The organism is Desulfuromonas soudanensis (assembly GCF_001278055.1).
Taxonomy (GTDB): domain Bacteria; phylum Desulfobacterota; class Desulfuromonadia; order Desulfuromonadales; family WTL; genus Deferrimonas; species Deferrimonas soudanensis.
This window is the reverse complement of record NZ_CP010802.1, coordinates 2,199,628-2,222,744: the sequence shown is the minus strand read 5'-3', so window position 1 is coordinate 2,222,744 and position 23,117 is coordinate 2,199,628. Positions and strand designations below refer to the sequence as shown.

Annotated in this window: 19 protein-coding genes and 1 pseudogene; 18 read left to right on the top strand and 2 right to left on the bottom strand. The window is 59.9% G+C overall.

The annotated features are described in order from the left end of the window. Positions 1 to 9: 9 nt before the first annotated feature. The 4 genes from DSOUD_RS10110 to glnA all read left to right on the top strand — a co-directional run bounded on the left by DSOUD_RS10110 (position 10) and on the right by glnA (position 5,361). Positions 10 to 1,443 carry a sigma-54-dependent transcriptional regulator gene (locus DSOUD_RS10110; protein WP_053550895.1) on the top strand — a complete coding sequence of 478 codons (1,434 nt, stop codon included), beginning with the start codon at positions 10 to 12 and terminating at the stop codon, positions 1,441 to 1,443. A gap of 196 nt (positions 1,444 to 1,639) precedes the next feature. After that, the gene (locus tag DSOUD_RS10105) at positions 1,640 to 3,136 is read left to right on the top strand and encodes an aldehyde dehydrogenase family protein (RefSeq protein WP_053550894.1); all 1,497 of its coding nucleotides are present in this window, start codon (positions 1,640 to 1,642) and stop codon (positions 3,134 to 3,136) included. A 386-nt stretch (positions 3,137 to 3,522) separates the two neighbouring features. Beyond that, the gene (locus DSOUD_RS10100) at positions 3,523 to 3,861 is read left to right on the top strand and encodes a P-II family nitrogen regulator (RefSeq protein ID WP_053550893.1); all 339 of its coding nucleotides are present in this window, start codon (positions 3,523 to 3,525) and stop codon (positions 3,859 to 3,861) included. A 90-nt stretch (positions 3,862 to 3,951) separates the two neighbouring features. Then, on the top strand, positions 3,952 to 5,361 hold the full coding sequence (gene glnA / locus DSOUD_RS10095; RefSeq protein WP_053550892.1) for a type I glutamate--ammonia ligase: 1,410 nt from the start codon (positions 3,952 to 3,954) through the stop codon (positions 5,359 to 5,361). A gap of 92 nt (positions 5,362 to 5,453) precedes the next feature. Here the strand turns inward: glnA and thrC are convergent, their stop codons facing one another. Further along, positions 5,454 to 6,842, bottom strand: a complete 1,389-nt coding sequence (thrC, locus tag DSOUD_RS10090; RefSeq protein WP_053550891.1) for a threonine synthase — start codon at positions 6,840 to 6,842, stop codon at positions 5,454 to 5,456. Between the two features lie 173 nt (positions 6,843 to 7,015). Next, positions 7,016 to 9,274, bottom strand: coding sequence for an NADP-dependent malic enzyme (locus DSOUD_RS19100; RefSeq protein ID WP_053550890.1), 2,259 nt, complete (start codon positions 9,272 to 9,274; stop codon positions 7,016 to 7,018). Between the two features lie 630 nt (positions 9,275 to 9,904). On the opposite strand from DSOUD_RS19100, the gene DSOUD_RS10080 reads away from it, so the two are divergent. The 14 genes and pseudogenes from DSOUD_RS10080 to DSOUD_RS10015 all read left to right on the top strand — a co-directional run bounded on the left by DSOUD_RS10080 (position 9,905) and on the right by DSOUD_RS10015 (position 23,078). Beyond that, on the top strand, positions 9,905 to 10,399 hold the full coding sequence (locus DSOUD_RS10080; RefSeq protein WP_053550889.1) for a metallophosphoesterase family protein: 495 nt from the start codon (positions 9,905 to 9,907) through the stop codon (positions 10,397 to 10,399). A gap of 72 nt (positions 10,400 to 10,471) precedes the next feature. Next, complete coding sequence (locus tag DSOUD_RS10075) at positions 10,472 to 10,969, top strand: HIT family protein (RefSeq protein WP_053550888.1); 498 nt, start codon at positions 10,472 to 10,474, stop codon at positions 10,967 to 10,969. Then, complete coding sequence (locus DSOUD_RS10070) at positions 10,966 to 11,280, top strand: lipopolysaccharide assembly protein LapA domain-containing protein (RefSeq protein WP_053550887.1); 315 nt, start codon at positions 10,966 to 10,968, stop codon at positions 11,278 to 11,280. The genes DSOUD_RS10075 and DSOUD_RS10070 overlap by 4 nt, the downstream gene beginning before the upstream one ends. 51 nt (positions 11,281 to 11,331) lie before the next feature. Further along, positions 11,332 to 11,931, top strand: coding sequence for a MotA/TolQ/ExbB proton channel family protein (locus DSOUD_RS10065; RefSeq protein WP_053550886.1), 600 nt, complete (start codon positions 11,332 to 11,334; stop codon positions 11,929 to 11,931). Between the two features lie 2 nt (positions 11,932 to 11,933). Then, positions 11,934 to 12,347 carry an ExbD/TolR family protein gene (locus DSOUD_RS10060; protein WP_053550885.1) on the top strand — a complete coding sequence of 138 codons (414 nt, stop codon included), beginning with the start codon at positions 11,934 to 11,936 and terminating at the stop codon, positions 12,345 to 12,347. Then, positions 12,344 to 13,360 (top strand): ROK family protein, encoded by a 1,017-nt coding sequence (locus tag DSOUD_RS10055; RefSeq protein ID WP_053550884.1) that lies wholly within the window; start codon positions 12,344 to 12,346, stop codon positions 13,358 to 13,360. Before DSOUD_RS10060 ends, DSOUD_RS10055 begins: the two co-directional genes overlap by 4 nt. Continuing rightward, positions 13,353 to 14,441 carry a 6-phosphofructokinase gene (locus DSOUD_RS10050; RefSeq protein WP_053550883.1) on the top strand — a complete coding sequence of 363 codons (1,089 nt, stop codon included), beginning with the start codon at positions 13,353 to 13,355 and terminating at the stop codon, positions 14,439 to 14,441. The genes DSOUD_RS10055 and DSOUD_RS10050 overlap by 8 nt, the downstream gene beginning before the upstream one ends. Positions 14,442 to 14,581: 140 nt before the next feature. Further along, positions 14,582 to 16,585, top strand: coding sequence for a methyl-accepting chemotaxis protein (locus DSOUD_RS10045; protein ID WP_053550882.1), 2,004 nt, complete (start codon positions 14,582 to 14,584; stop codon positions 16,583 to 16,585). A 344-nt stretch (positions 16,586 to 16,929) separates the two neighbouring features. Continuing rightward, positions 16,930 to 17,668 (top strand): annotated as a pseudogene (locus tag DSOUD_RS10040) (TlyA family RNA methyltransferase). Positions 17,669 to 17,670: 2 nt separating this feature from the next. Then, positions 17,671 to 18,438 (top strand): SAM-dependent methyltransferase, encoded by a 768-nt coding sequence (locus DSOUD_RS10035; RefSeq protein ID WP_053550881.1) that lies wholly within the window; start codon positions 17,671 to 17,673, stop codon positions 18,436 to 18,438. A gap of 3 nt (positions 18,439 to 18,441) precedes the next feature. Then, positions 18,442 to 19,401: a peptidase U32 family protein gene (locus DSOUD_RS10030; protein ID WP_053550880.1), complete on the top strand. Its 960-nt coding sequence runs from the start codon at positions 18,442 to 18,444 to the stop codon at positions 19,399 to 19,401. Positions 19,402 to 19,412: 11 nt separating this feature from the next. Then, positions 19,413 to 20,540 (top strand): metallophosphoesterase family protein, encoded by a 1,128-nt coding sequence (locus DSOUD_RS10025; RefSeq protein WP_053550879.1) that lies wholly within the window; start codon positions 19,413 to 19,415, stop codon positions 20,538 to 20,540. Next, complete coding sequence (locus tag DSOUD_RS10020) at positions 20,537 to 22,756, top strand: ATP-binding protein (protein WP_053550878.1); 2,220 nt, start codon at positions 20,537 to 20,539, stop codon at positions 22,754 to 22,756. The genes DSOUD_RS10025 and DSOUD_RS10020 overlap by 4 nt, the downstream gene beginning before the upstream one ends. Next, a complete protein-coding gene (locus tag DSOUD_RS10015; RefSeq protein WP_053550877.1) occupies positions 22,731 to 23,078 on the top strand; it encodes a histidine triad nucleotide-binding protein in 348 nt (115 codons plus the stop codon). Before DSOUD_RS10020 ends, DSOUD_RS10015 begins: the two co-directional genes overlap by 26 nt. Positions 23,079 to 23,117: the final 39 nt, after the last annotated feature.

Here is a 23,117-nt window from a genome sequence, read left to right as displayed (position 1 = left end):
TGACTTAAGATGGCGGAAACACTACGCAGCATACTGTTGGTTGACGCTGACCATCACGCCAGGGAAGGGCTGGCGGTGATGCTTCGGAAGGAAGTCGGGTGCCTGGTGCTGGAGGCAGCGAGTACCGTCGAGGCCGAGGAAATCATTCAGAGGGAAGATATTTCCGTTCTGATGACCGATCTCTTTCTGCCGCAGAAAAGCGGTATCGATCTGCTGAAAAAGGTTCATGCCGCCAATGCCGAAATCGTCACCTTCGCGGCGGTTCCCTTTAATGACCGGGAAAAAATCAACGAAGTCCTGAAGCTTGGCGTCTTCTTCTATATCCATGCCCCCTACGATTTCGATGAGGCGATCATCGCCCTCGCCCGAGGCTTGACCTATCATGACCTCCTGATTCACAAGGAGGTCCGCGGCCACAAGATTCGCAAGACCGAAGGATTCAACGGCATCATCGGTAACTCCGGAAAGATGCAGAACCTTTTCAACCTCATCGAAAAGGTGGCCGAGGACGACATCAGCACCGTCCTGATTCAGGGAGCCAGCGGCACCGGCAAGGAGTTGGTCGCCCGGGCGATTCACGCCACCAGTCCCCGGCGGGGAAAGAACTTCGTGCCGGTCAACTGCGCCGCCATACCCGAGGAGCTCCTCGAAAGCGAGCTCTTCGGCTACGTCAAGGGGGCCTTTACCGGCGCCAACCAGTCGAAGATGGGACGCGTGCAGTACGCCGACGGCGGCACTCTGTTCCTCGACGAAATCGGCGACATGAAACCTTCCCTCCAGGCAAAACTCCTGCGGGTCTTGCAGGAGAAGGAGTATGAGCCGGTCGGCGGAGTGAAGCCGGTCCCCGTCGACATCCGCATCGTCGCCGCGACCCACCGCGACCTGGAGAAGGCCGTTGCCGACGGGGTTTTTCGTGAGGATCTCTACTACCGCCTCAGTGTCGTCCCCCTGAACATCCCCCCTCTCTGCGACCGTCGGGACGATATCCCCCTGTTGATCGAAAAGTTTGTCCAGGTTTTTAACCGCAACAAGAAAAACCCCCTCCTCGGTTTCGACCAGGGGGCGATGAAGGCTCTCATCGACTACCCCTGGCCGGGAAACGTCAGGGAACTGGAGAATCTTGTTCAGCGCATGGTGATTCTGTGCAGCGGCAAGCTGGTGTCCGCGGCCGAACTTCCGGAAAAGTATGCTCCCGGCATCCTTCGCCCCCATCTGGAAGCCGTCTCCATTGCACCCCTCGGCTCCCTGATTCCTGAATCGGTCCTCGATGGAACCGTTGACTTCAAGGTGCTGGTGGGCGAATACGAGGACCGGTTGATTCACCAGGCCATGACCAAAACTGGCGGCAACAAGAAAGAGGCCGCCAGGCTCCTCAATCTCAAGCGGACCACCCTGATCGAAAAAATCAAAAAGAAGTCCGGTGAGGACCTCGAAACGGACTGAATCTCGAACCCGTGAGGGCATCAGGAAGGTGCTGATCCCTCCCCGCCAAATCTTGCCTTCCTCCCCGAATTCCCCTTTCCAATAACTATCCGGCTCCGGTTTATGATTTTCATCCTCTCCCGCTTCGGCGGGGATTCTTGAAAGGGTGCCGCCACCTGTTATCCTGAAGGCGAAGGATTTCGGGAGGAGGGGAGGGATGACGGCAAAATTGAAGAATCTCATCGGTGGCAAGTGGCTCGCTCCCTTGTCCGGGGAATATGGAGAAAGCCTCAACCCGGCCGATCTCTCCGAAGTCGTGGCCCGCTATCCCCGATCCGGGAAGGAGGACATTGACCTGGCGGTCGCTGCTGCCAGGGAGGCCGCTCCCTTATGGTCTCAACTTCCGGCGCCGCGCCGCGGAGAAATTCTCTATCGGGCCGCCGAAATTCTCCTGTCACGGAAGGAAGAACTGGGAAAAGTCGTCACCCGCGAGATGGGGAAGGTTCTCTCCGAAGGGCTGGGGGATATTCAGGAGGCGATCGATTTTGCCTACTACATGGCCGGAGAAGGGCGTCGCCTGGTCGGCGAGACGGTCCCTTCGGAACTCAGGGACAAGGACTGCAAGTCGATTCGCGTCCCTCACGGCGTCTTCGCCCTGATTACCCCCTGGAACTTCCCCGTGGCCATTCCGGCCTGGAAAATCTTTGCCGCCCTGATCTGCGGCAATACCGTCGTTTTCAAGCCGTCTTCCGACGCGCCTCTGTGCGCCCAGCGTCTGGTGGAAATTCTGCAACAGGCCGGACTCCCGGCCGGGGTCCTCAATCTGGTGATGGGGGCCGGGGACGCCGTTGGTGAGGTTTTGGCCGGACATCCCGGTGTCGACGGCGTCTCCTTTACCGGCTCCTCCCCGGTCGGGGAGCGCCTTGAACGTCTGGCTGCGGAATTGCATCGCCCCCTGGCCGCGGAGATGGGCGGCAAGAACGCCATTCTGGTCATGGACGATGCCGATCTCTCCCTTGCGGTGGAAGGGGTACTGTGGGGAGGTTTTGGAACCACGGGGCAGCGCTGCACCGCGTCCAGTCGTGTGGTGGTTCACCAGGGCGTCCACGACCGCTTTGTCGAGAAACTCGTGGCGGCGACGCGATCCCTTCGACTCGGACCGGGGCTCGAAACGCTGACTCAGGTCGGGCCGCTGATCAACGAACGCGGTGTGACCAAGGTGCTCAACTATATCCGCATCGGCCAGGATGAAGGGGCCCACCTGCATTGCGGCGGCGAACGCGTATCCACCAAAGCTCTTGCCAGGGGGTGTTTTGTCGAGCCGACGATCTTCTCCTCCGTGACCCCCGCCATGCGCATCGCCAGGGAGGAGATCTTCGGACCGGTGGTGGCAGTTCTTTCCTGCTCTTCCTACGAGGAAGGAGTGGACATCGTCAACGCCAGTCGCTTCGGACTCTCTTCGGCCATCTATACCCGGGATGTCAACCGCGCCGCCAGGGCGGAGCGGGATCTCGACAGCGGCCTGGTCTATATCAACGCCAGCACCATCGGTGCGGAAATCCAGCTCCCCTTCGGAGGGTTCCGTCATTCCGGTTCAGGCCGTCCCGAAGCGGGGGGGCGGATGGGAGCTCTCGACTTTTATTCACGGATCAAAACTATATATCGGGATTTCAGCGGCCGGCTGCAAAAGGCCCAGATAAGCGACGGCAGTTGAACTCATCTCCTCGGATAATCTCCCCTTGCCTCTCTCTTCTCCGTCCCCCATCCTTCTCCGTCGCAGGCGGCTGAAGTTGCGCCTTTTTGATGCACCGCCTGTTTATTTTCTGTGCATTCGTGGAGAGTGCTGCCCCGTTTTTGGGCAACACCTTCGGATCGCCAGGCAGGGGTCGCCGATGCCCGGAGAAACCTTGTCCGGAAAAGTTCAGTATTACAGTGAGTTGAAACTCCCGTCTTTTTTTTCCCGTTTTGGGCAGACTATTTGCTTTCTTCTCCCGGCAAGGTGTTTAAAAACAGCGTCCTAATTGCTTGATTGGTAGGATAGGGGTGGCTATAATCAGCGCTCTAATTTTCCCTGAACATGAATGAGTGGAGGTATCCAAGATGAGGAAAGTTGAGGCCATAATCAAACCCTTCAAGCTGGACGAGGTCAAGGAGTCCTTGAATGAAATCGGCATTCAGGGGATCACCGTCAGCGAGGTGAAGGGTTTCGGCCGCCAGAAGGGACATACCGAACTCTACCGCGGAGCGGAGTACGTGGTCGATTTTATCCCGAAAATCAAGATGGAAATCATCGTCCGCGACGACATGGTCACCAAGGTGGTGGAGACGATCGCCGAAGCGGCCAGGACCGGACGCATTGGCGACGGTAAGATCTTCGTCACCCCGGTGGATGAGGTGTTGAGGATCCGCACAGGCGAACGCGGCGACGATGCCCTGTAGGCTTTTGTTTGTTCCCCGAAATTAATAATTGCTTGCACCGCCCCCTTTGCGTGGGGGAGCGGGCATAACATTCGTCAAAGGAGATGTAAGATGACAGCAAGAGAAGTCGTAGTTTTTGCCGCGGAAAACAATTGCCAGATGGTTGACTACAAATTCCTCGATTTCGTCGGGGTGTGGCAGCACTTTTCCACTCCCATGAGCGAATTCAGCGAGGAGACTTTCGAGGAAGGGATCGGCTTCGACGGCTCCTCGATTCGCGGCTGGCAGCCGATTCACAACAGCGACATGCTGCTGATTCCCGACCCGACCACCGCCAAGATCGATCCCTTCATCAAGATATCGACCCTGAGCCTGATCTGCGACGTCATCGACCCCATCACCCGCGAAGGATACAGTCGCGACCCCCGCTTCATCGCCAAGAAGGCCGAAGCCTACCTCTGCTCCACCGGGATCGCCGACACCGCCAACTTCGGACCCGAGCCCGAATTCTTCATCTTTGACGATGTCCGCTTCAACTCCACCTCCAACGAGTCCTTCTACAGCCTCGACTCCGTCGAGGGGGCCTGGAACACCGGGCGCGAGGAGTTCCCCAACCTCGGCTACAAGCCCCGCCACAAGGAAGGGTATTTCCCCTGCGCTCCCACCGACTCCTTCGTTGACCTGCGCAATGAGATGGTGCAGGTGCTGCAGAGCGTCGGCATGCGCATCGAGGCCTCTCACCATGAGGTGGCCACCGGCGGACAGAACGAGATCGACATGCGCTTCGACTCGCTGCTGCACATGGGCGACACCCTGCAGTGGTTCAAGTACATCGTCAAGAACGTCGCCTTCCGCAACGGCAAGACGGTCACCTTCATGCCCAAGCCGCTCTTCGGCGACAACGGTTCCGGGATGCATTGTCACCAGTCCCTGTGGAAAGACGGCGTCAACCTCTTCGCCGGCGACGGCTACGGCGGCCTCTCCAAAATGGCCATGTACTATATCGGCGGGATCATGAAGCACGCCAAGGCCCTCTGCGCCTTCACCAACCCCAGCACCAACTCCTACAAGCGGCTGGTCCCCGGTTACGAGGCTCCGGTCAATCTGGCCTACTCCAACCGCAACCGCTCAGCCTCCCTGCGGATTCCCGTGACCAGCAATCCCAAATCGAAACGAATCGAGTACCGCACTCCCGACCCGAGCTGCAACGGCTACCTCGCTTTTGCCGCTCAGCTGATGGCCGGTCTCGACGGCATCGAGAACAAGATCGATCCGGGCCAGCCCCTCGACAAGGACATCTATGGCCTCTCTCCCGAGGAGCTCAAGGACATCCCGTCCGTCGCCGGGTCCCTGCTTGAGGCCCTTCAGTGCCTTAAGGCCGACCATGCTTTCCTCCTCAAGGGCGATGTCTTCACCGAGGACGTCATCGAAAAGTGGATCGAGTACAAGATGGAAGCCGAAGTCGATCCGGTCCGCATGCGTCCCGTTCCCCTCGAGTTCCAGCTCTACTACGACTGCTGATTCGGCACACGTTTACAGCACAAAAAAAGCCCCCGGCATTGGCCGGGGGCTTTTTTTGTGTCCGAATTGAGGTGTTTGACTTGGGAGGAGGGTCAGAGGGCGTGTAGGGCGACGAAAGCCTTGATGGCTTCTGTATCGGCGGCGATGATCTCGCAGCGTTTTTCCTTCTCTTCGATCCCCAGGAGGGACTCGGGGCGTTCGGGGTCGCAGCCGATCGCCTGCTGCACGGCGTCGCCGAATTTGGCCGGGTGGGCGGTGGCCAGGCAGACGACGGGAAAATCTCCACCGCAGAGCGCCTGTCCGGCGTGAACCCCGACGGCGGTGTGGGGATCGAGGACGTAGCCGGTTTTTTCATGGAAATCGGCAATGGTCGCCAGGGTCTGTGAGGTGTCGACGGAGAGAGCCAGGAAATCCTCCTCCACCGTTTTTCGCTCGGCGTCATCGAATCTGAGGCTGCCGTTTTTGCTAAAACTCTCCATCGCTGCGACGACGCGATGTGCATCGCCGCCATAGAGGTAGAAGAGGTAGCGCTCGAAGTTGCTGGCAAGCTGGATGTCCATGGAGGGGGAGGGGGTCTGGACGACGTCGCCGATGGAGTAGTCGCCCTTGCGGACGAAACGGGCCAGGATGTTGTTCTCATTGGTCGCCAGAATCAGGCGGCGGATCGGCAGCCCCATTTTCTTGGCGATGTAGCCGGCGAAGATGTCGCCGAAGTTGCCGGTGGGAACCGAAAAATAGATCTCACGGCAACCGGTCTGGCGCCGGACCTCCCCCCAAGCGTAGAAATAATAGACGACCTGGGCGAGGACCCGGGCCCAGTTGATGGAATTGACGGCTCCCAGGGCATGGAGGGATTTAAATTGCAGGTCGCCGAAGACCTCCTTGACGATCCGTTGACCGTCATCGAAGGTCCCGGTGATGGCCAGATTGAAGACGTTGGCATCGGTGACCGTGGTCATCTGCAGTTCCTGGATCGGCGAGACCTTCTTGTGCGGGTGGAGGATAAAGATATTGAGATTTTCCTTCCCCCGGACTCCGTAGATGGCAGCGCTCCCGGTGTCCCCCGAAGTTGCTCCGAGGATGTTCATCTTCTCGTTGCGCTCCTTGAGGAGGTATTCAAAGAGGTTGCCGAGGAATTGCAAGGCCACGTCCTTGAAAGCCAGAGTCGGCCCGTGAAAGAGTTCGAGGATGTAGACGCCGTTTTTGTGGACCAGCGGCGTGATGTCCGGGTGGGAGAAGGAGGCGTAGGAGCGATGGATGAGTTCCGTGAGGTCGGCCGAGGGGATGTCGGTGGCGAAGCGGGAAATGATCTGGAAGGCGAGTTCCGGATAGGCGAGCTTTTCCAGGACTTCGAGGTCGCCGGGGGTCAATCGGGGGATCTCTTCAGGGAGGAGGAGCCCGCCGTCGTCTGCCAGGCCCATCATGACGGCGTCTTTGAAGGTGATATCGCGAACCTGTCCGCGGGTGCTTTGGTAGCGCATGTATTCGACTCCTTGGCTTGGAAAATTGCGCCATATTAGCAAAAAGGGAAGGAAGAAGGAAGAAGGAAGAAGGGAGAAGGGAGAAGGGAGAAGGGAGAAGGGAGAAGGGGTGGAAAAAAGAGGGGGGAGCGGCAAGCGCTCCCCCCGGTGGGCGATCTGTCGTGAATCCCCGGTTATTTTTCGATCATCTGGGCGTCGACCACGGCAACGGCGGCCATGTTGACGATATCAGAGACATCGTCGCCGCGCTGCAGGACGTGAACCGGTTTTTTCATTCCCATCAGGATCGGACCGACCGCTTCGGCACCGCCGAGCCTGGTCAGAAGCTTGTAGGAGATGTTCCCCGACTGCAGGTCGGGAAAGATCAGGACGTTGGCATTCCCCTTGAGCTTGGAAAAGGGATACTGCCTTTCCATCAATTCGGGATCGAGAGCGAGGTTGGCCTGGACTTCGCCGTCGATGATCAGGTCCGGCGCCCATTCCTTGACCAGCTGGGTCGCCCGCTTGACCTTGAGGGTCAGGGGGTGTTCGGCGCTGCCGAAGTTGGAGAAGGAGAGCATGGCCACCCGCGGCTCCACCTCGAAATGCCTCACCTTCTGGGCGGTGAGGATGGCCGTTTCCGCCAGCTCTTCTGCCGTCGGCTCGATGGTCACCGTGGTGTCGGCGCAAAAGACCACGTCCTTTTTAAAGACCAGCATGTACATGCCGTGGACCTTGGAGAGCCCTTCCTGCTTGCCGATGATCTCCAGGGCGGGACGGATGGTGTCCGGGTAGTGGTGTTCGATGCCGGAGAGGAGGGCGTCGGCATCCCCTTTTTCCAGCATCATGGCGCCATAATAGTTGCGATTTTTCTTGATGAGCCGTTTCCCCTCCGCGCGGGTAATCCCCTTGCGCTGACGCATGTCGAAGAGGGCATCGATGTATTCACCGCGCTTGGGGCTGGTGGCCGGATCGATGATCTGCACATTGCCGAGATCGAGGTTAAGTTCCTTGATCTTGGCGAGAATTTCTTCCTTGTCTCCGAGGAGAATGGGAATGGCGATCCCTTCGTCGATGAGGACCTGGGCCGCGCGCAGGATTTTTTCCTCTTCCCCCTCGGGGAGGACGACCCGCTTGGGATTGGACTTGGCCTTGTTGATCAGGCCGCGCATGATCTCCTTGGACCGACCCTGGAGCGCTTCGAGGGATTCGAGATATTTGGCCATGTTTTCGATGGGCCGCCGGGCGACGCCGCTGTCCATGGCCGCCTGAGCGACGGCCGGGGCGACGTGGAGGAGCACCCGGGGATCGAAGGGTTTGGGGATCAGGTATTCGCGGCCAAACTTGATCTCGACGTTGCTGTAGGCCTTGCGCACCGAGTCGGGAACGTCTTCTTTGGCCAGGGCGGCGAGAGCCTTGACGGCGGCCATTTTCATCTCGTCGTTGATGGCGCTGGCGTGGGTATCGAGAGCTCCCCGGAAGAGGAAGGGGAAGCAGAGCACGTTGTTGATCTGGTTGTTGTAATCGCTGCGTCCGGTGCCGATGATGACATCGCTGCGCACCGCCTTGGCTTCGTCGGGAGTGATCTCCGGGTCAGGGTTGGCCATGGCGAAGATAATCGGATCCTTGGCCATCGAGGCGACCATCTCCTTTGTGACCGCCCCCTTGGCCGAAACGCCGAAAAAGACGTCGGCGCCGACCATGACATCCTCGAGGGTGCGGGCGTCGGTGTCGTTGGCGAGGCGCTCCTTGTACGCATTCATCCCCTCGGTGCGCCCTTTGAAGATGACCCCTTTGGTGTCGCAGAGATACATGTTCTCCGGTCGGGCACCGAGAATCCTGGCGAGGTTGGCGCAGGCGATGCCGGCGGCTCCGGCGCCGTTGACGATGATCTTGATGTCCTCGATTTTCTTGTCCACCAGGACCAGGGCGTTGAGCAGGCCGGCGTTGGCGATGATGGCCGTACCGTGCTGGTCGTCGTGGAAGACGGGGATATTCATGATCTTTTTGAGCTCTTCTTCGATATAGAAACACTCGGGGCCCTTGATGTCCTCGAGGTTGATGCCGCCGAAGGTCGGCTCGAGGAGCTTGACGGTGCGGATGATCTCGTCGGAATCCTTGGTGTTGAGTTCGATATCGAAGACGTCCACATCGGCAAAACGCTTGAAGAGAACGCCTTTCCCCTCCATGACCGGCTTGCCGGCCAGGGCGCCGATGTCGCCGAGACCGAGCACTGCGGTACCGTTGGAGACAACGGCGACAAGGTTCCCCTTGGCCGTGTACTCATAGGCCATCAGGGGGTTTTTCTCGATTTCCAGACAGGGCTCGGCGACTCCCGGGCTGTAGGCCAGGGAAAGATCGAGGCTGGTGGCGCAGGGTTTGGTGGTGGTGACTTCAATCTTACCTTTGCGGCCCGAACTGTGGTAGTCCAGGGCGTCCTGACGTTTCGACATGGTTCAGGATCCTCCTCATGGTGGTTGTGATTTTTATTTTCCGTAAAATTCCCGAAAGTGGGAAAGCCCTTGTTTCGCCTATAGAGACTCTATTATATTGGCATCTGACAGGACTTGCGAACGACGTTTTGTCCGGTAATATTTTAATCACGATAAATGTGAACATAGCCTTATCGGGCCGGGGCTGTCAAGAAGAATATCCCTGGGAAACGGGGAGTTTTTCCGCCTGGTAAAATGGTGTTAGAGAATCAGTAGCAATGGTGATGCCAAGGGAGAACCGCCCTGAGAAAGATAGCCTTGTAGCCGGTTCTGTCAAGATTTCCACGGTTGTTTCCGCGAACTCTTTTTTCCGCCGGGTGGCCAACAACGGCAGGAAAGGCCAAAATCAGCCAGAAACAACAGGGCTCACACCTGTTCGATGAGAACGGTATTTTGTCTCCTTGCCGCCCGGTTGAAATGACTCACCCAATGGGGATATCTCCTGTTTGACGAGAAGGGAGGAGACCGCCGTGTCCCAGTTGAAAAATATGTAATATTCCGTTATGGTTCCACCATTCTTTGCTATAGTATCGAGTCGAGCGGCCCCTCAGTCGGGACCAGATCAACAGGCTGCCGCCGGAACAGGACATTATGATAAAGATCGGAGTCCTTTCGGATACGCACTTTGCCGGAATTCAGGAGTCGCTCCCCTTTCTGGAGCGGTTGACGACCGAGTACTTTGACGAATGTGAAATTATTCTTCATGCCGGAGACATGGTCGATCCGGCGATTCTTCTCGCCTTTGGTCAGCGCCAGGTTTACGCCGTTCAGGGGAACATGGATGCTGCTGCCCCCGGCATACCCCTCAGAAGGATCGTCGAGGTCGGCGGATTTCGTATCGGCCTGATCCATGGCTGGGGGCCACCGGCCGGCCTGGAAGAGCGGGTGCTGAAAGAATTTCACGGCGAACGAATCGACGGAGTTGTTTATGGCCACAGCCATCATCCTCTCTGTGTTCGCAGGGAAGGGATACTCCTGTTCAATCCCGGCAGTCCCACCGACCGCCGTCGGGCGCCCTTTCATTCGGTGGGAATTCTCTCGGCGGGAGCTTCCCTCGAAGGACGGATTCTGCGCATCGATCGCTGACTTCCAGGCGGGTGCCTGCGTATCCGGGGTTTCCGGTTTCACGGACCCTCATTTCCTGCGAAAGGTCGAATTATGAAGCAACTCTGGGCGCCCTGGCGGCTCGAATATATCGTCGGCGACAAGGACGTGCCGGAAGAGGAATGTGTCTTCTGTCTGGCCGAAGCTCCCGATGACGACCGGAGGCGACTCGTATTGCACCGGGGCCAACATGCCTTTGTCATCATGAACAAGTATCCCTACACCAACGGACACCTGATGGTGGCTCCCTATCGTCACACGGCGGATCCCGGCGGATTGAGCGAGGCGGAGGCTCTGGACATGCATCGGCTCCTGGTGCTGTGCCGTTCGGTTCTCCAGGAGCAGATCGCCCCCGAAGGGTTTAATGTCGGGATGAATCTTGGCCGGGTCGCGGGTGCCGGCATCGTCGATCATCTGCATCTGCATATCGTCCCGCGCTGGAACGGCGACACCAACTTCATGCCGGTCTTTGCCGATGTGCGGGTCATCCCCCAACACCTCGAAGCGACATTCGATCATCTTGCTCAGGGGTTTTCCCGGAGGGACCCATGAAGGTCTTAAGGCTCATTCTGTCCATGGCGGTTCTCCTTCTGGTTCTCCTGCTGGGGATCTACAATCACCAGCTGGTGCAGCTGAGTCTCTTTTCCCACCAGTCCCTGCCGATTCCCCTGTTCCTGCTGGTGATTCTGTGTTTTGCCGGCGGATACCTCGTCGCCTCCCTGGTGGACGTTTCCAAAATTTCCCGTTTGCGCCGCGAGCTTCGCAGGGAGCAGAAACGGACCGTTTCGGTCCCTCCCTCCGCCGGGGGGGACGTTCCCGGCGCCGACAGGGGGCAGGGATTGCCGGAAGACTCGGAAAACTGAAGGTCTTTTTCCTTCTTTTGATTACGCACTCTTGAAAGGACTGACGCACCCATGTTGTGGATCATGCAAAAGGGCGGACCGCTCATGTACCCGATCTTCGCCTGTTCGGTTCTGGCGCTGGGGATTTTCCTCGAGCGGTTGCTGACTTTTGTCCGCGTGCGCCGCGGCACCGATATTCTGGTCCGCGAGGTCGAATCCCTGGTGATCAACAAGCGCATCGATGAGGCCCTGATCGTCTGCCAGCGCTCCGGCACCCCCCTCTCCCGGATTCTGATCGCGGCCCTGCGCCTCGCCGGCCGCCCGCGGGAAGAGATCAAGATTGCCGTGGACGAGGTGGGAAGCCGGGAGGCCGCGCCCCTCGAACGCTACCTCGGGCTCCTCGGAACCATCGCCACCATCTCCCCGCTCCTGGGTCTCCTCGGAACGGTCCTGGGAATGATCGAGGCCTTCAATGTCATTTCCGTTCAGGGGGTCGGCACTCCGGCCACTCTCGGCGGCGGGATCTCCCAGGCTCTGATCACCACCGCCGCCGGCCTTTCCGTGGCGATCCCCGTTATTCTTTTGCACAAATACCTCTCCAGTCGCGTCGACAGGGTGATTCTTGAAATGGAAACCTGCTCCCTGCACATTGTCGACTTGCTGAGGGACTAGGCATGGCTTTTCTGCGGAAAAAGCGGGAGGAACCGAGGATCGACCTCACACCGATGGTCGACGTGGTTTTCTTGCTGCTGATCTTCTTCATGATTTCCACCACCTTTGTCGATACCGCCGGGATCTCCATCAAACTCCCCGAGTCGTCGTCCCAGCAGGTGGCCAAGGAACCGAAGGAGCTCAAGGTCTATCTTTCGAAGGAGGGTGAAATCTATTTCAAGGAAGAGAACCTTTCCCTGGAAGAGTTCAAGGGGCGCCTGTCCCGGTTTGGAGCCGAGGCCGGAGAAATGACTTTTCTCCTCCTGGCCGACCGGGAAACCAGGCACGGCAGGGTGGTCTCCATCATGGATGTGGCCCGCCAGTTCGGTTTCAAAAAGCTGGCCATCGCCACCGAGGGTGGAGGGAATAAGCCGTGAGCGCCCCCCTGGTGATCGGTATCGATCTGGGGGGGACCAACTGCCGCGGCGGACTGGTCACCGCCAGCGGCGCGCTGGTATCGTCCCGTCGTATGGCCACCGAAACAGGGGAGGGCCTGGAGCCGTTTCTGCAGCACCTGGTCCGCTTCTGTGGCGACCTGATCGCCGATGCCGGCGACGGCGGACAGAGGGTTGCCGGAATCGGCATAGGAACTCCCGGGGTTATTTCGTCCGAGGGGGTGGTTCAGATCTCCCCTAATCTTTCTGTTCTCAACGGATTCCCCCTGGCACGGGAGCTGGAAAATCGCCTCGGTCTTCCCGTCAGGGTCGTCAACGACGCCAATGCCATCGCCTGGGGGGAGGGGGAGTTCGGTGCCGGTCGTCCCTTTTCTTCCTTTGTCGCCCTGACCCTTGGCACCGGAGTCGGAGGGGGACTGGTCCTTCACCGGCGGCTGTGGCTCGGCAGTGACGGATCCGCCGGCGAAATCGGGCATGTCATGGTCGATGCCGAAGGCCGCCTCTGCGGTTGCGGCAACCGCGGGTGTCTGGAACAATACGCTTCGGCCAAGGGGATCGTTCTGAGTTACCGGAACCTCGTCGAGAGGAAATCGGGGAACGACCCCCCCTGCAGCGGATGGGGTGGGTCAGACGGCGGGGCCGTCGCCCTGGCCGAAGCTGCCCGCCGAGGTGATCTTGCGGCCAGGGCCTCCTTTGCCGAGGCCGGGCGGCGGCTCGGTCAGGTTTTGGGCGGTGTGGCCAATCTTCTCAATCTCGACGGGGTCGTTTTCTGCGGCGGCGTCAGTGGGAGCCTGGACCTGATCCTTCCGGATCTTGAGGACGAACTGGCGCACAGGGCCTTTGCCATCCCGGGAGCGCGGCTGCGGATCGTTGCTGGCGAACTGGGGGAGCAGGCGGGGATCGTCGGGGCCGCAGCTCTGGCCCTTGAGCTTCTCGAAGAGGATGGTTTTTCCGCCCGGGCAGGAACATCCAAGGAGGACGTCGACGGTGGCTAAAACAATTGCAATACTCACGGGCGGCGGCGACTGCCCCGGCCTCAATGCTGTCATCCGCGGCGTGGTTCGCGCAGCCGTTCTGCAGCGGGGGTGGCGCGTCCTCGGCATCGAAGACGGTTTCGACGGCCTGGTTGAGGGACCGAGGGTGCGGGAGCTCGACCTGGCGGCCATCAGCGGAATTCTTCCTCGAGGGGGGACGATCCTCGGCACCAGCAATCGCGGCAATCCTTTTGCCTATCCGGTCAAGATCGGCACGGAGACGAAGCTGACCGACGTCTCTTCCCGGGTCCTGGAAAATTTTCGCAAGATCGGTGCCGATGCCCTGGTCGCCGTCGGCGGTGACGGCACCCTGAAGATTGCCCGGCGTCTCAACGATCTCGGCCTGCCCGTGGTCGGGGTGCCGAAGACCATCGATAACGACCTCAGGGGGACCGACGTTACTTTCGGCTACAACACGGCGGTCGGGGTCGTGACCGAGGCCCTCGACCGTCTGCACACCACGGCCGAAAGTCACCACCGGGTGATGGTTGTCGAAGTGATGGGGCGCGATGCCGGGTGGATCGCCCTCGAGTCGGGGATTGCCGGCAGCGCCGATGTGATCCTGATTCCGGAAATTCCCTTTGACATCCAGCGGGTTTGCGACGCCATTGCCCGGCGGCGGGACGGCGGCAACCGGTTTTCCATTGTCGTTGCCTCCGAAGGGGCGTTCCCCCTGGGCGGGGGGAAGACGATTCAGCTCAGTGCCGAAAAGAATCTGGGCGTCGAGCGCCTCGGCGGCATCGGTCGCTTCGTGGCGGCACAGATTGAAGGGTGCCTCGACATGGAGGTGCGGGTGGTGGTTCTCGGCCATGTCCAGAGGGGCGGTTCTCCCTCACCCTTCGACCGAATCCTGAGCAGCCGGTTCGGCGTCAAGGCCGTCGAGCTGATCGAACAGGGCGCTTTTGGCAAAATGGTGGCCCTGCAGGGGCGATCGGTCATCGCCGTCGATATCGACGAAGCCGTCGGAAACCTGAATCTGGTCGATCCCCATGGTGAATTGATCCGGACCGCCGAGGCTCTGGGGATCATGACCGGTCGATGATTTCCCCTTGACGAGAAGGGACCGGACCGTTAGTTTGCTCTAGATGTCACTAAGGTGAGACAGACTCATGGTCAGCGGAAAATAATCCATCGAGTTGAACATCTCCGCCGGCTCGTCCGTCGGAGAAGAGGGAGAGTGTCTTGAACAAGGGAATCGTGGATCGCGGGACTCTCTATGCCTTGGGCGGCTTTTTGCTGGGTGTTTCAGCCCCGATCGGTTGGGCCTTGCTGCGGCTCCTTTTTTTTGCCACCGGCGAACAGACGCTCTGGGGCCAACTCCTCGGCGACGTCTTCCGCTCGACGGAGAGCCTGGCTCTCTATGGCTACATGGGGGGCGGAACCGCCATGGTCCTTGGGACCTTCGGTTTTCTCATCGGCAGGGCCTCCCAGCAGATACACGAACGGGCGCATCGGCTCGATGAACTCAACGCCGTCATCGCCTCGCAAAAGGAGGCCTTCGAGAGGCGCTTCGAGGATCTCAATCACGGCATCAAGAAATTTCACCAGATCAATACCCATATTCAGAAGTCCGTCGAACGCGGCGAAGTCTTGCGCCTGGTGGCCGACGGTCTGCACGAAGGGCTCGATTACGACCGGGTCAATATTTTTTTGCTGGACGCCGACAGGAAGACTTTCGGCCTCTATGCCAGCCGCGGCAGCGACGCGCTGCCTTCCTCACAAAGGGAGAACGTCTCTCTTCCTTTCGATGAAAGGGCGGGGGCAATCTGGAAGGTGGCAAGCGAGAACCGGGCCCTGCTGATCGACGACATCAGTCATTTCCCCGCCGATTATCAGCTCCAGCCCCCTTTTGACCGGATGGAAATACTGCGCTGCCGAAGCTTCATCCTCTGCCCGATCCGGATTAAGGACGAGGTTGTCGGAGTCTTCACCGTAGACAACAAGCATCGGGGAACGCCCCTGAACGATACGGATGCCGATACGGTTCAGCTCTTTTCCAACCAGGTCTCCTCTTCTCTCACCAAAATTGATCTTCTCGACGGCGTCGACATCCTGACCCGTCAGCTTGAGCACACCTTTGATGAGCTTCTCAACTACCGGGAAGATCATTCAAGGGCCGATTTTTCCCTGAAACATGCTTCCGCCTCCACCAGCGAAGCGACCGGACATATCGTCGAGGCGGCCGACGTGGTGCGCGATTCGGTCGACGCCACCCGCTCCGCCGCCACCGAGATCTCCGTCTCCATTGAACAGGTCTCCCAGAACATCAATCGCCTCAAGGAATTCGTCGAAAGCTCCATTTCGGCCATGACCGAGATTTCCATGACCATCAGGGCCGTGCAGGAAAACGCCGTGCAATCCCACCTCATGTCCGAGACCGTCAAGGGACAGGCGGAACTGGGAACCAAAGAGGTGGCCGGTACCGTGGAGAGTCTCAAGGGGATCGGTGTGGCCGTGGCCAAGGCCGGATCGGCCATTGAGCGCCTTTCAAAAAAAGGGATCGAGGTCAGCGGAATTACCGGGGTCATCGCCGAAATTACCCAGAAAACCAACCTTCTGGCCCTCAATGCCTCGATCATTGCCGCGCAGGCCGGTGAGCACGGCCGCTCCTTTGCCGTCGTCGCCCAGGAGGTTCGTACCCTCTCGGAGGAAACCGCCCAGTCGACGGGAGCCATCGGTCAGGTGATCGAAGAAATCCAGCAATACACACGCGAAACGGTGGCCCATATCGGGGAGACGCGCAAACTGGTCGGAGAGGGGATTTCCCGGGGGGAAAGCCTCGAGGTTTCCCTCCATCAGATCCTTGACAGCGCAGACTCCGCCAAGGCCATGGCGCAGGATATGCGCCGCGCTACCCAGGAAGTGGCCTGCAGCGTCGAGTCCATCAGTCGCTCCATCGAGGACCTCGGGGAAATGTCCGGGCAGATCTTTCAAGCCTCCCGGGAGCAGTCCCAGGGAATTCGCAGCATCGTCGCCTCCATCGAGGACGTCAAACAGGTGTCCGATGGCATGGTGACGGCCACGGAACAGCAGCGCCGTAACACCCGGGACATCGAGTCGGCCGTTTCCCAGGTCAGCGACATGGCGAAGCGCATTTTCGATGAACTCGAGTCCCGCCGTCAGGAAAGCCGCAAGGTCATTGAAGGGCTTGAAAACCTCAAGGTCGGCGCCAAGGACAATGCCTGATAAATTGGTGTTTCTTCCAGGGGCCTGTCGGCTCATGGAGACTCCGGCCGGCCCCTGACCTCCGGGGCCCGGAAAAAATCCTGCTTTCCCTTCATCGATTCGAAAAACGTTCCTCCCTTTCCCCCAGGTCCTCCCCCACTCGCAGGATGGGTCATTTTCTCGAGAGCTGACAGGTTGTCCGCTCCCGCTCTCCCGTTTGCCGGTTCGCTCTGGGCATTCCGGGGGCCGTTTTCCCTGCCGACGGGGCAGGAAGTGAGGCGGTAAATCGGTTGCCCGCCTTACCGCCCTGTGCTACTGTGACGCTTGATTCATCCCGAATAATGGGGGAGTAGGGTGGTTTTTTTGTGAAAAAAGAGCGTCTTGACAAATTGCTTGTAGAACGCGGCCTGGTTCAGTCCCGGGAACGCGCTTCGGCCCTGATTCTCGCCGGCAAGGTCGTCGTTGAGGACCATGCGGTGGATAAGGTCGGTACCCGCATCCCCGTCGATGCCGATATTCGCCTCAAGGGGGGGGGACATCCCCTATGTCTCCCGCGGCGGACTCAAACTCGAAAAGGGACTGGAGTCTTTCGCAATTGCGGTGTCCGGCCGGGTGGCCATCGATGTCGGCGCGTCGACGGGAGGGTTTACGGACTGTCTGCTGCAGCGAGGCGCCGTCCAGGTCTATGCCGTCGATGTCGGTTACGGCCAGCTTGCCTGGAAGCTTCGGGAAGATCCCCGGGTCGTCAATCTCGAACGCACCAATATCCGCGATCTGACGGCCGACACCCTCGGCGCGACGCCGTCCCTGGCGGTAATTGATGCCTCATTCATCTCCCTGGACAAGGTTTTGCCCGCCACCTTGCCCCTTCTGACTCCTGGCGGGGAGGTCCTCGCCCTGATCAAACCCCAGTTCGAAGTCGGCCGCGGCCAGGTCGGAAAAGGGGGGGTGGTTCGCGATCCGGACCAGCATGCCGGGGTCGTGGAGAAAGTGCGGGAATCCGCCGCCTCTCTCGGTTGCCGGGTGCTGGGGGTTGTGGAAAGTCCGCTTCTCGGACCCAAGGGGAACAGGGAATTTCTGATTCATCTGCAAAAGGGGGAGTGACGATGCATCGGGTCTATTTTATCGGTGCCGGTCCGGGGGACCCTGAATTGCTCACTCTCCAGGGGGCGCGACTTCTTGCGGGGTGCCGGGCCGTCTTCGCGCCGACCCCCTACGAGGTGACCTTTGCCTCATTCCTCGAAGGGAAGACCGTTGAGATTCCCTTCGCCTTCTATTTTCAGGAACTTCTCGACCGCATCGGCGAATTGCTGGCCGTCGGCGACGTCGCATTCCTTGTGCCGGGGGACCTCACCTTTTATTCCCCCTTCCAGGCTCTGGTCGATGCCCTCGGTGACCGGGCCGCAGTCATTCCCGGCGTCGGTACCGCCAACGCGGCTTCGGCCCGGCTGAAAAAGACCCTCGATCTCCCCGGTGTCTGCAACCGGGCCATCATCACTTCTCCCCGCACCCTCGGCGACGGGGAGGGGGCTCCGACCTTGCGGGAGCTGGCGGCGCCGGGGGTTACCCTGCTGATTTATATGAACAATCTCCCCCTTCCGGAACTTGTCCGACAATTGCGCGATGGCTATGGGGGCAATGTCCCCCTTGTTCTCGCCCATCGCCTCGGTCTTCCCGGGGAGGAGTTGATCCGGGGAACCCTCGACGATATCGTCGGCAAAACGGGGGGACGGGACTATTTCAATCTCGGTTCCCCGACCAGGCGCCCGGCCCTGACCCTGGTGCTGGTGGGTGAAACCCTGGAAGCGACGGTGGATGGCGCCTGGTGGGACTTTCGCCGCAAGCATATCTGGGAGGAGCGGGATGAGGGTTGATGCATGAACATCATCTCGCCGATCGACAATCTCGCCGAGGCCGATGCCCTCCTCGATGCCGGCGCCGATGAGCTCTACGGCGGCTATGTGCCCGAGGCCTGGCAGGAGCGTTACAGCCTCCTGGCCTCGGTCAACCAGCGCACCTTCGCTGGAGCCCAGATCGAGGGGAGGGACGACCTTGCGGCAATTATCGCCAAGGCCCATGCCCGGGGGAAGACCTTTTCCCTGACCCTCAACGCCCCCTTTTACAGCGCCGAACAGCTGCCGCTGATCCTCGATTATGTCGACGAGGTGGCCGCCGCCGGTGTCGACGGGGTCATCCTGGCCGATCTCGGATTGCTCAGGGAGCTGCGCCGCCGCCATCCCCGTCTTGAATATCACGCCAGTACCCTGGCCCATCTGATGAATTCGGAAGCGGTCAAGATCTACGCCTCCCAGGGGATAGGCAGGGTCGTCTTTCCCCGCCACCTGACCGTGGAAGAAATGGGCGAGGTGGTCCGGCAGGTTCCGGATGTGCGCTTCGACGCCTTTCTTTTGGTCGGCAAGTGTCCCAACACCGAAGGGCTCTGCACCTTCCACCACTCGAGTCCCGACCGAATCTGGCCCTGCGAGATTCCTTACCGGATCTCCCCTCTTCAGGTTCCGGCCTCGGAGCGCCTGTTGCAGGCCATGACGCGACAGGGGAGCTGGTCGATGACCGATCGCCGGCACGGGTGCGGTCTCTGTGCCATCCCATACCTGCGGCGCATCGGCATCGGCGGTCTCAAGATCGTCGGCCGCGGAGCGCCGACCGCGCAAAAGCTCAAAAATATCGAGCTGGCCAGGGATTTCCTTCGCCTGGCCGATGAATCCGACGATTTGGCAGTCTACCGCCGGTTGGCGATGGCGGCGCATCGGCGACGTTTTGGTACGCCCTGTTCACCCAATGTCTGTTATTTTCCCAAGTTTTACCAAGCCGACTAGGTTTTTCCGTCATGATCCGTATCCTGCATACCGCCGATCTTCATCTCGACGCCCCGTTTCCTGCTCTTGGTGGGCGTTCCCGGGAGCGGCAGGCCGTTTTTCTGGAAACCTTCGAGCGTATTTTGACCCTGGCCATAAAGAGCGAGGTCCAACTGCTCCTGATCGTCGGAGACCTTTTCGATTCGGCCTCTCCCTCCACCGCCGTCATCGGTCAGGTTCAGGCGGGTCTGAAGCGGCTGGCCGATCGGGGGATTGTTCCCGTCCTGCTCCCCGGAACGCACGACAGCATCGTCAGCGCCGATTCGGTTTATCGCCGTCACCGGTTTCCCGGCGTGCTTCTCGACCGTTCGTCGGTGGAGGATCCCGTCAGGCTGACCGTCAATGGAGAGGACGCATATCTCTACGGGTTCGCCTATCGCACCCTCTCCTCCGAGGGGGGACTAACGAGCATGACGCGAAGGTTCCCGGAGGGGGTTCATATCGGGCTCCTCCACGGTTCCCGGCAAGGGAGTCCCGAGTGGGATTATCGCAAGAAGGACCTCCCCTTCACCCTGCCGCTCCTCAAGGACTGGGGGCTCGATTATGTCGCTCTCGGCCATTACCACCAGTTCGAGGTGCTTTGCGAAGAGGGCCGGATTCATGCCTGCTATCCCGGTTCTCCCGAAGGGAAGCGCTTTGGAGAAAACGGGGCGCGATGCTGTGCGCTGGTGACGATAGATGGAGGAGAGGTTCAGGTCGAACGGCTCCCGACCAACGGCCAGGTCCTGGAGGAAAAGAGTCTGGATCTCTCCGGGTGCGACACCGAAGAGGCGGCGGTCGCGGCCATCTGTGCGCTGGGACGTCCTGATCTCCTGCTGCGTCTTGCTCTCGAAGGAATCGTCGAAGCGCCCCTCGACCTCCCAGCGCTCAAGGCTCGGTGCGAGGGGGAGTTTTTTTATCTGGAGCTCGAAGATCGCACCCGCCTTTTCGACAGCGAATTTGCCCGGCGCATCGAGCAGGAGGAGACGATTCGAGGGGTCTTTGTCCGGCGCATCCGTCAGCTCATGGACGAGGCGTCCGCCGGAGAGCGCGCCGTTGTCGAGGAGGCCTTTCGCGAAGTTTTGGTCCGATTCAATGCCTTCAGCGGGAGGGACCTGTGATTCTTCGATCCCTTGAATTGAAGCATTTCGGCAAATTCGGCGAACGGACCTTTGAATTTCGTCGCGGCATGAACCTGGTGGCCGGACCCAACGAGGCGGGCAAGTCGACCCTGATGGAGGCGATTCCGGCGGTGCTCTTCGGCGTCCGGAACAAGGAACGTTTCAAGCCCTGGGGACGCCATGGCAGCTGCGAGGCGGCCCTGGTTCTCGAGGACCGCAACCGGACCCTGCGTATCGAACGGGACATGCTCAGTGACAGGGTGATCCTGACGGAACGGGACGATCTGTATCATGTCCTCTACCGTTTTGAAGGGAAGTCAGCCCCCCAGGGGCGCTCCTCCGAACGGGTCGAATACCAGCAACAGCTGGTTCGGCTCTTCGGTGTTGCCGAGGAGGATATTTTTAGAGCTTCCCTCTTTTTCGGGCAGGGAAACCTCGATCTCCCCGGAGCGGCGGGTCTGGCGTCGAAGATCAAGGGCCTCCTGTCGGGATTTGTCGAAGTCGATTACGACAAGGTTCTTGAATCCCTCGATCGGGACTATTTCGCCATCACACGGCAGAGCCCCTGGGGAAAGGATAAGACTCGCGACCGTGAGTTGGAGGAGGTGCGCTCGGCCATCGCTGAGCTGGAAAAGCGCTGGTACCAGGCTCAGGGTTCCCTCAAAGAACTCGAAGAACTCCGCGAGCGCCTCGGGGCGCTCAAGGCTTCGGTGGCCTTCGATCGCGGGGAAGTTCAGAAAGGGGAGCGTTACCTGGCCTGGGTACGCAAGCAGTGGCAGTTCGAAGCCAAAGATGAAGTGCTGAAACGGGATTTCTCCCGGGTCAGCCGCCAGAGCGGCAAGGTCTCCGAGCTTCAGAACCAGCGGGACGTCCTGACGAGGGATCTTTCCCGAACCGGTCTGCCGGGCGAAATCCCCATTGAACTTCCGGGGCTTCTTGCAGCGGCCGAAGAGGAGCGCCGCACTCTGATCGGCCTGCAGAGCGCCGCGGCTGCTCTTCGCAAGCAGCTCCTGGACCAACCCTGGATGAACTGGTATCTGCCCGCCGCCTTCTCTCTGGCCCTTGTTGCAGTTGTCGCAGCAGTTCTCTGGCGTCGTCCCGAATGGCACCTTGCGGCCCTGGCCGTGATGACGGTGCTTGCCGGGGGGACCTGGGGATATTACTTCCGGCAGTCGGGGAGACAGAAGGCGGTGCGCCGTGAGCTCAAGAAGCAAGCCCAGACGCTCGAGGTGCGTCGCGAGGAGGTGATGACCCGCCTCGAAGCCCTCGATGAGCGATTTAAAGCCATCGGCTTGTCTCCGTCTGCGGTGGAAATTGCCCGCATGCAGAAAAACCTGCGGGGAGCCCTCGAGCTGCAGGGGAAGCTGCGCGAGGTCGAAAGCGCTCTGCGGGTCCTGGAAAATTCGGAAACGCTCCACGAGGAGCAGGAGAATCTGACCCGTGAGATGGCCGTGCTCGACGAGCGGATGGAGCGGGAACGGCCCCCGGCAAGCGACAACCTGCTCGCCCTGGAAGAGATCCCCGAGGCCGAGGAGAAGCTGCTGTCTCTTGTCGAGAGCCTGCAGCAGCGAGAGAATGAAATCATCGAATTGACGCGCAGCGAGGCGACCCTCGAAGGGGAGCTGGGTGACCTGCAGGCCATCGAAGACGAGGGGGAGCGCCTCCGTGAGCGCGAAGCTTATCTCAGCCGGCGCCGCGATGCTCTGGCTCTCGGTTTTCGGGTTCTTACCGAGGCCGTCGAAGCCTTTCGCCAGACCTATCTGGCGCGATTTGCCGAGGAAATCGGTCGTCATCTGGAAATGGTGACCCGCGGCGCCCATGCGAAGGTGCGCCTGGACGACGATTTTTCTCTGTTCCTCGGCGGCAAGGGGGGGCGCTGGCATCCCGTTGAGGAATTCAGCAGGGGCACGGTCGATGCCGTCTATTTCGCGGTGCGCATCGCCCTGACCCGCCATCTGTCAAGAGGCCATCATTTGCCGCTTCTTCTCGACGACCCCCTGGTCAATTTGGACCGCGGCCGTCTCGACGAGGCTCTGAAGGGGATCGAGCTCTTCAGCCGCGAACATCAGGTCATCTTCTTCACCCATGATGACGGGTTGCTTCGACGGGCCGCTCAGAAACGCTGGCATGTGGTATCTTTGGCAGACAACCTGCCGGAGTCACCCGCAACAACCGAGGAAAGGAGCGAAGATGTCGGACAAATGTATCTTCTGTAAAATCATCGCCGGAGAAATTCCCGGCAAATTCGTTTACGAGGATGAAGAGATTGTGGCTTTTGGCGACCTCAATCCCCAGGCTCCTCACCACTATCTCATCGTCCCCCGCAAACATATCCGCACCACCCTCGACCTGACCACCGCCGACAATGTTCTGATCGGGCATATTCACCAGGTGGCGGGAAAGCTGGCCCATGATCTGGGTTTCGCCGAGGACGGCTTTCGCCTCGTCAACAACTGCAACGAGGGGGCCGGCCAGTCGGTCTGGCACATTCACTTTCACCTTCTGGGCGGCAGGGATTTTTCCTGGCCGCCGGGGTAGGACCTCCCCCGGCCCTTGCTCTTTTGTCGGCGGAGTGCG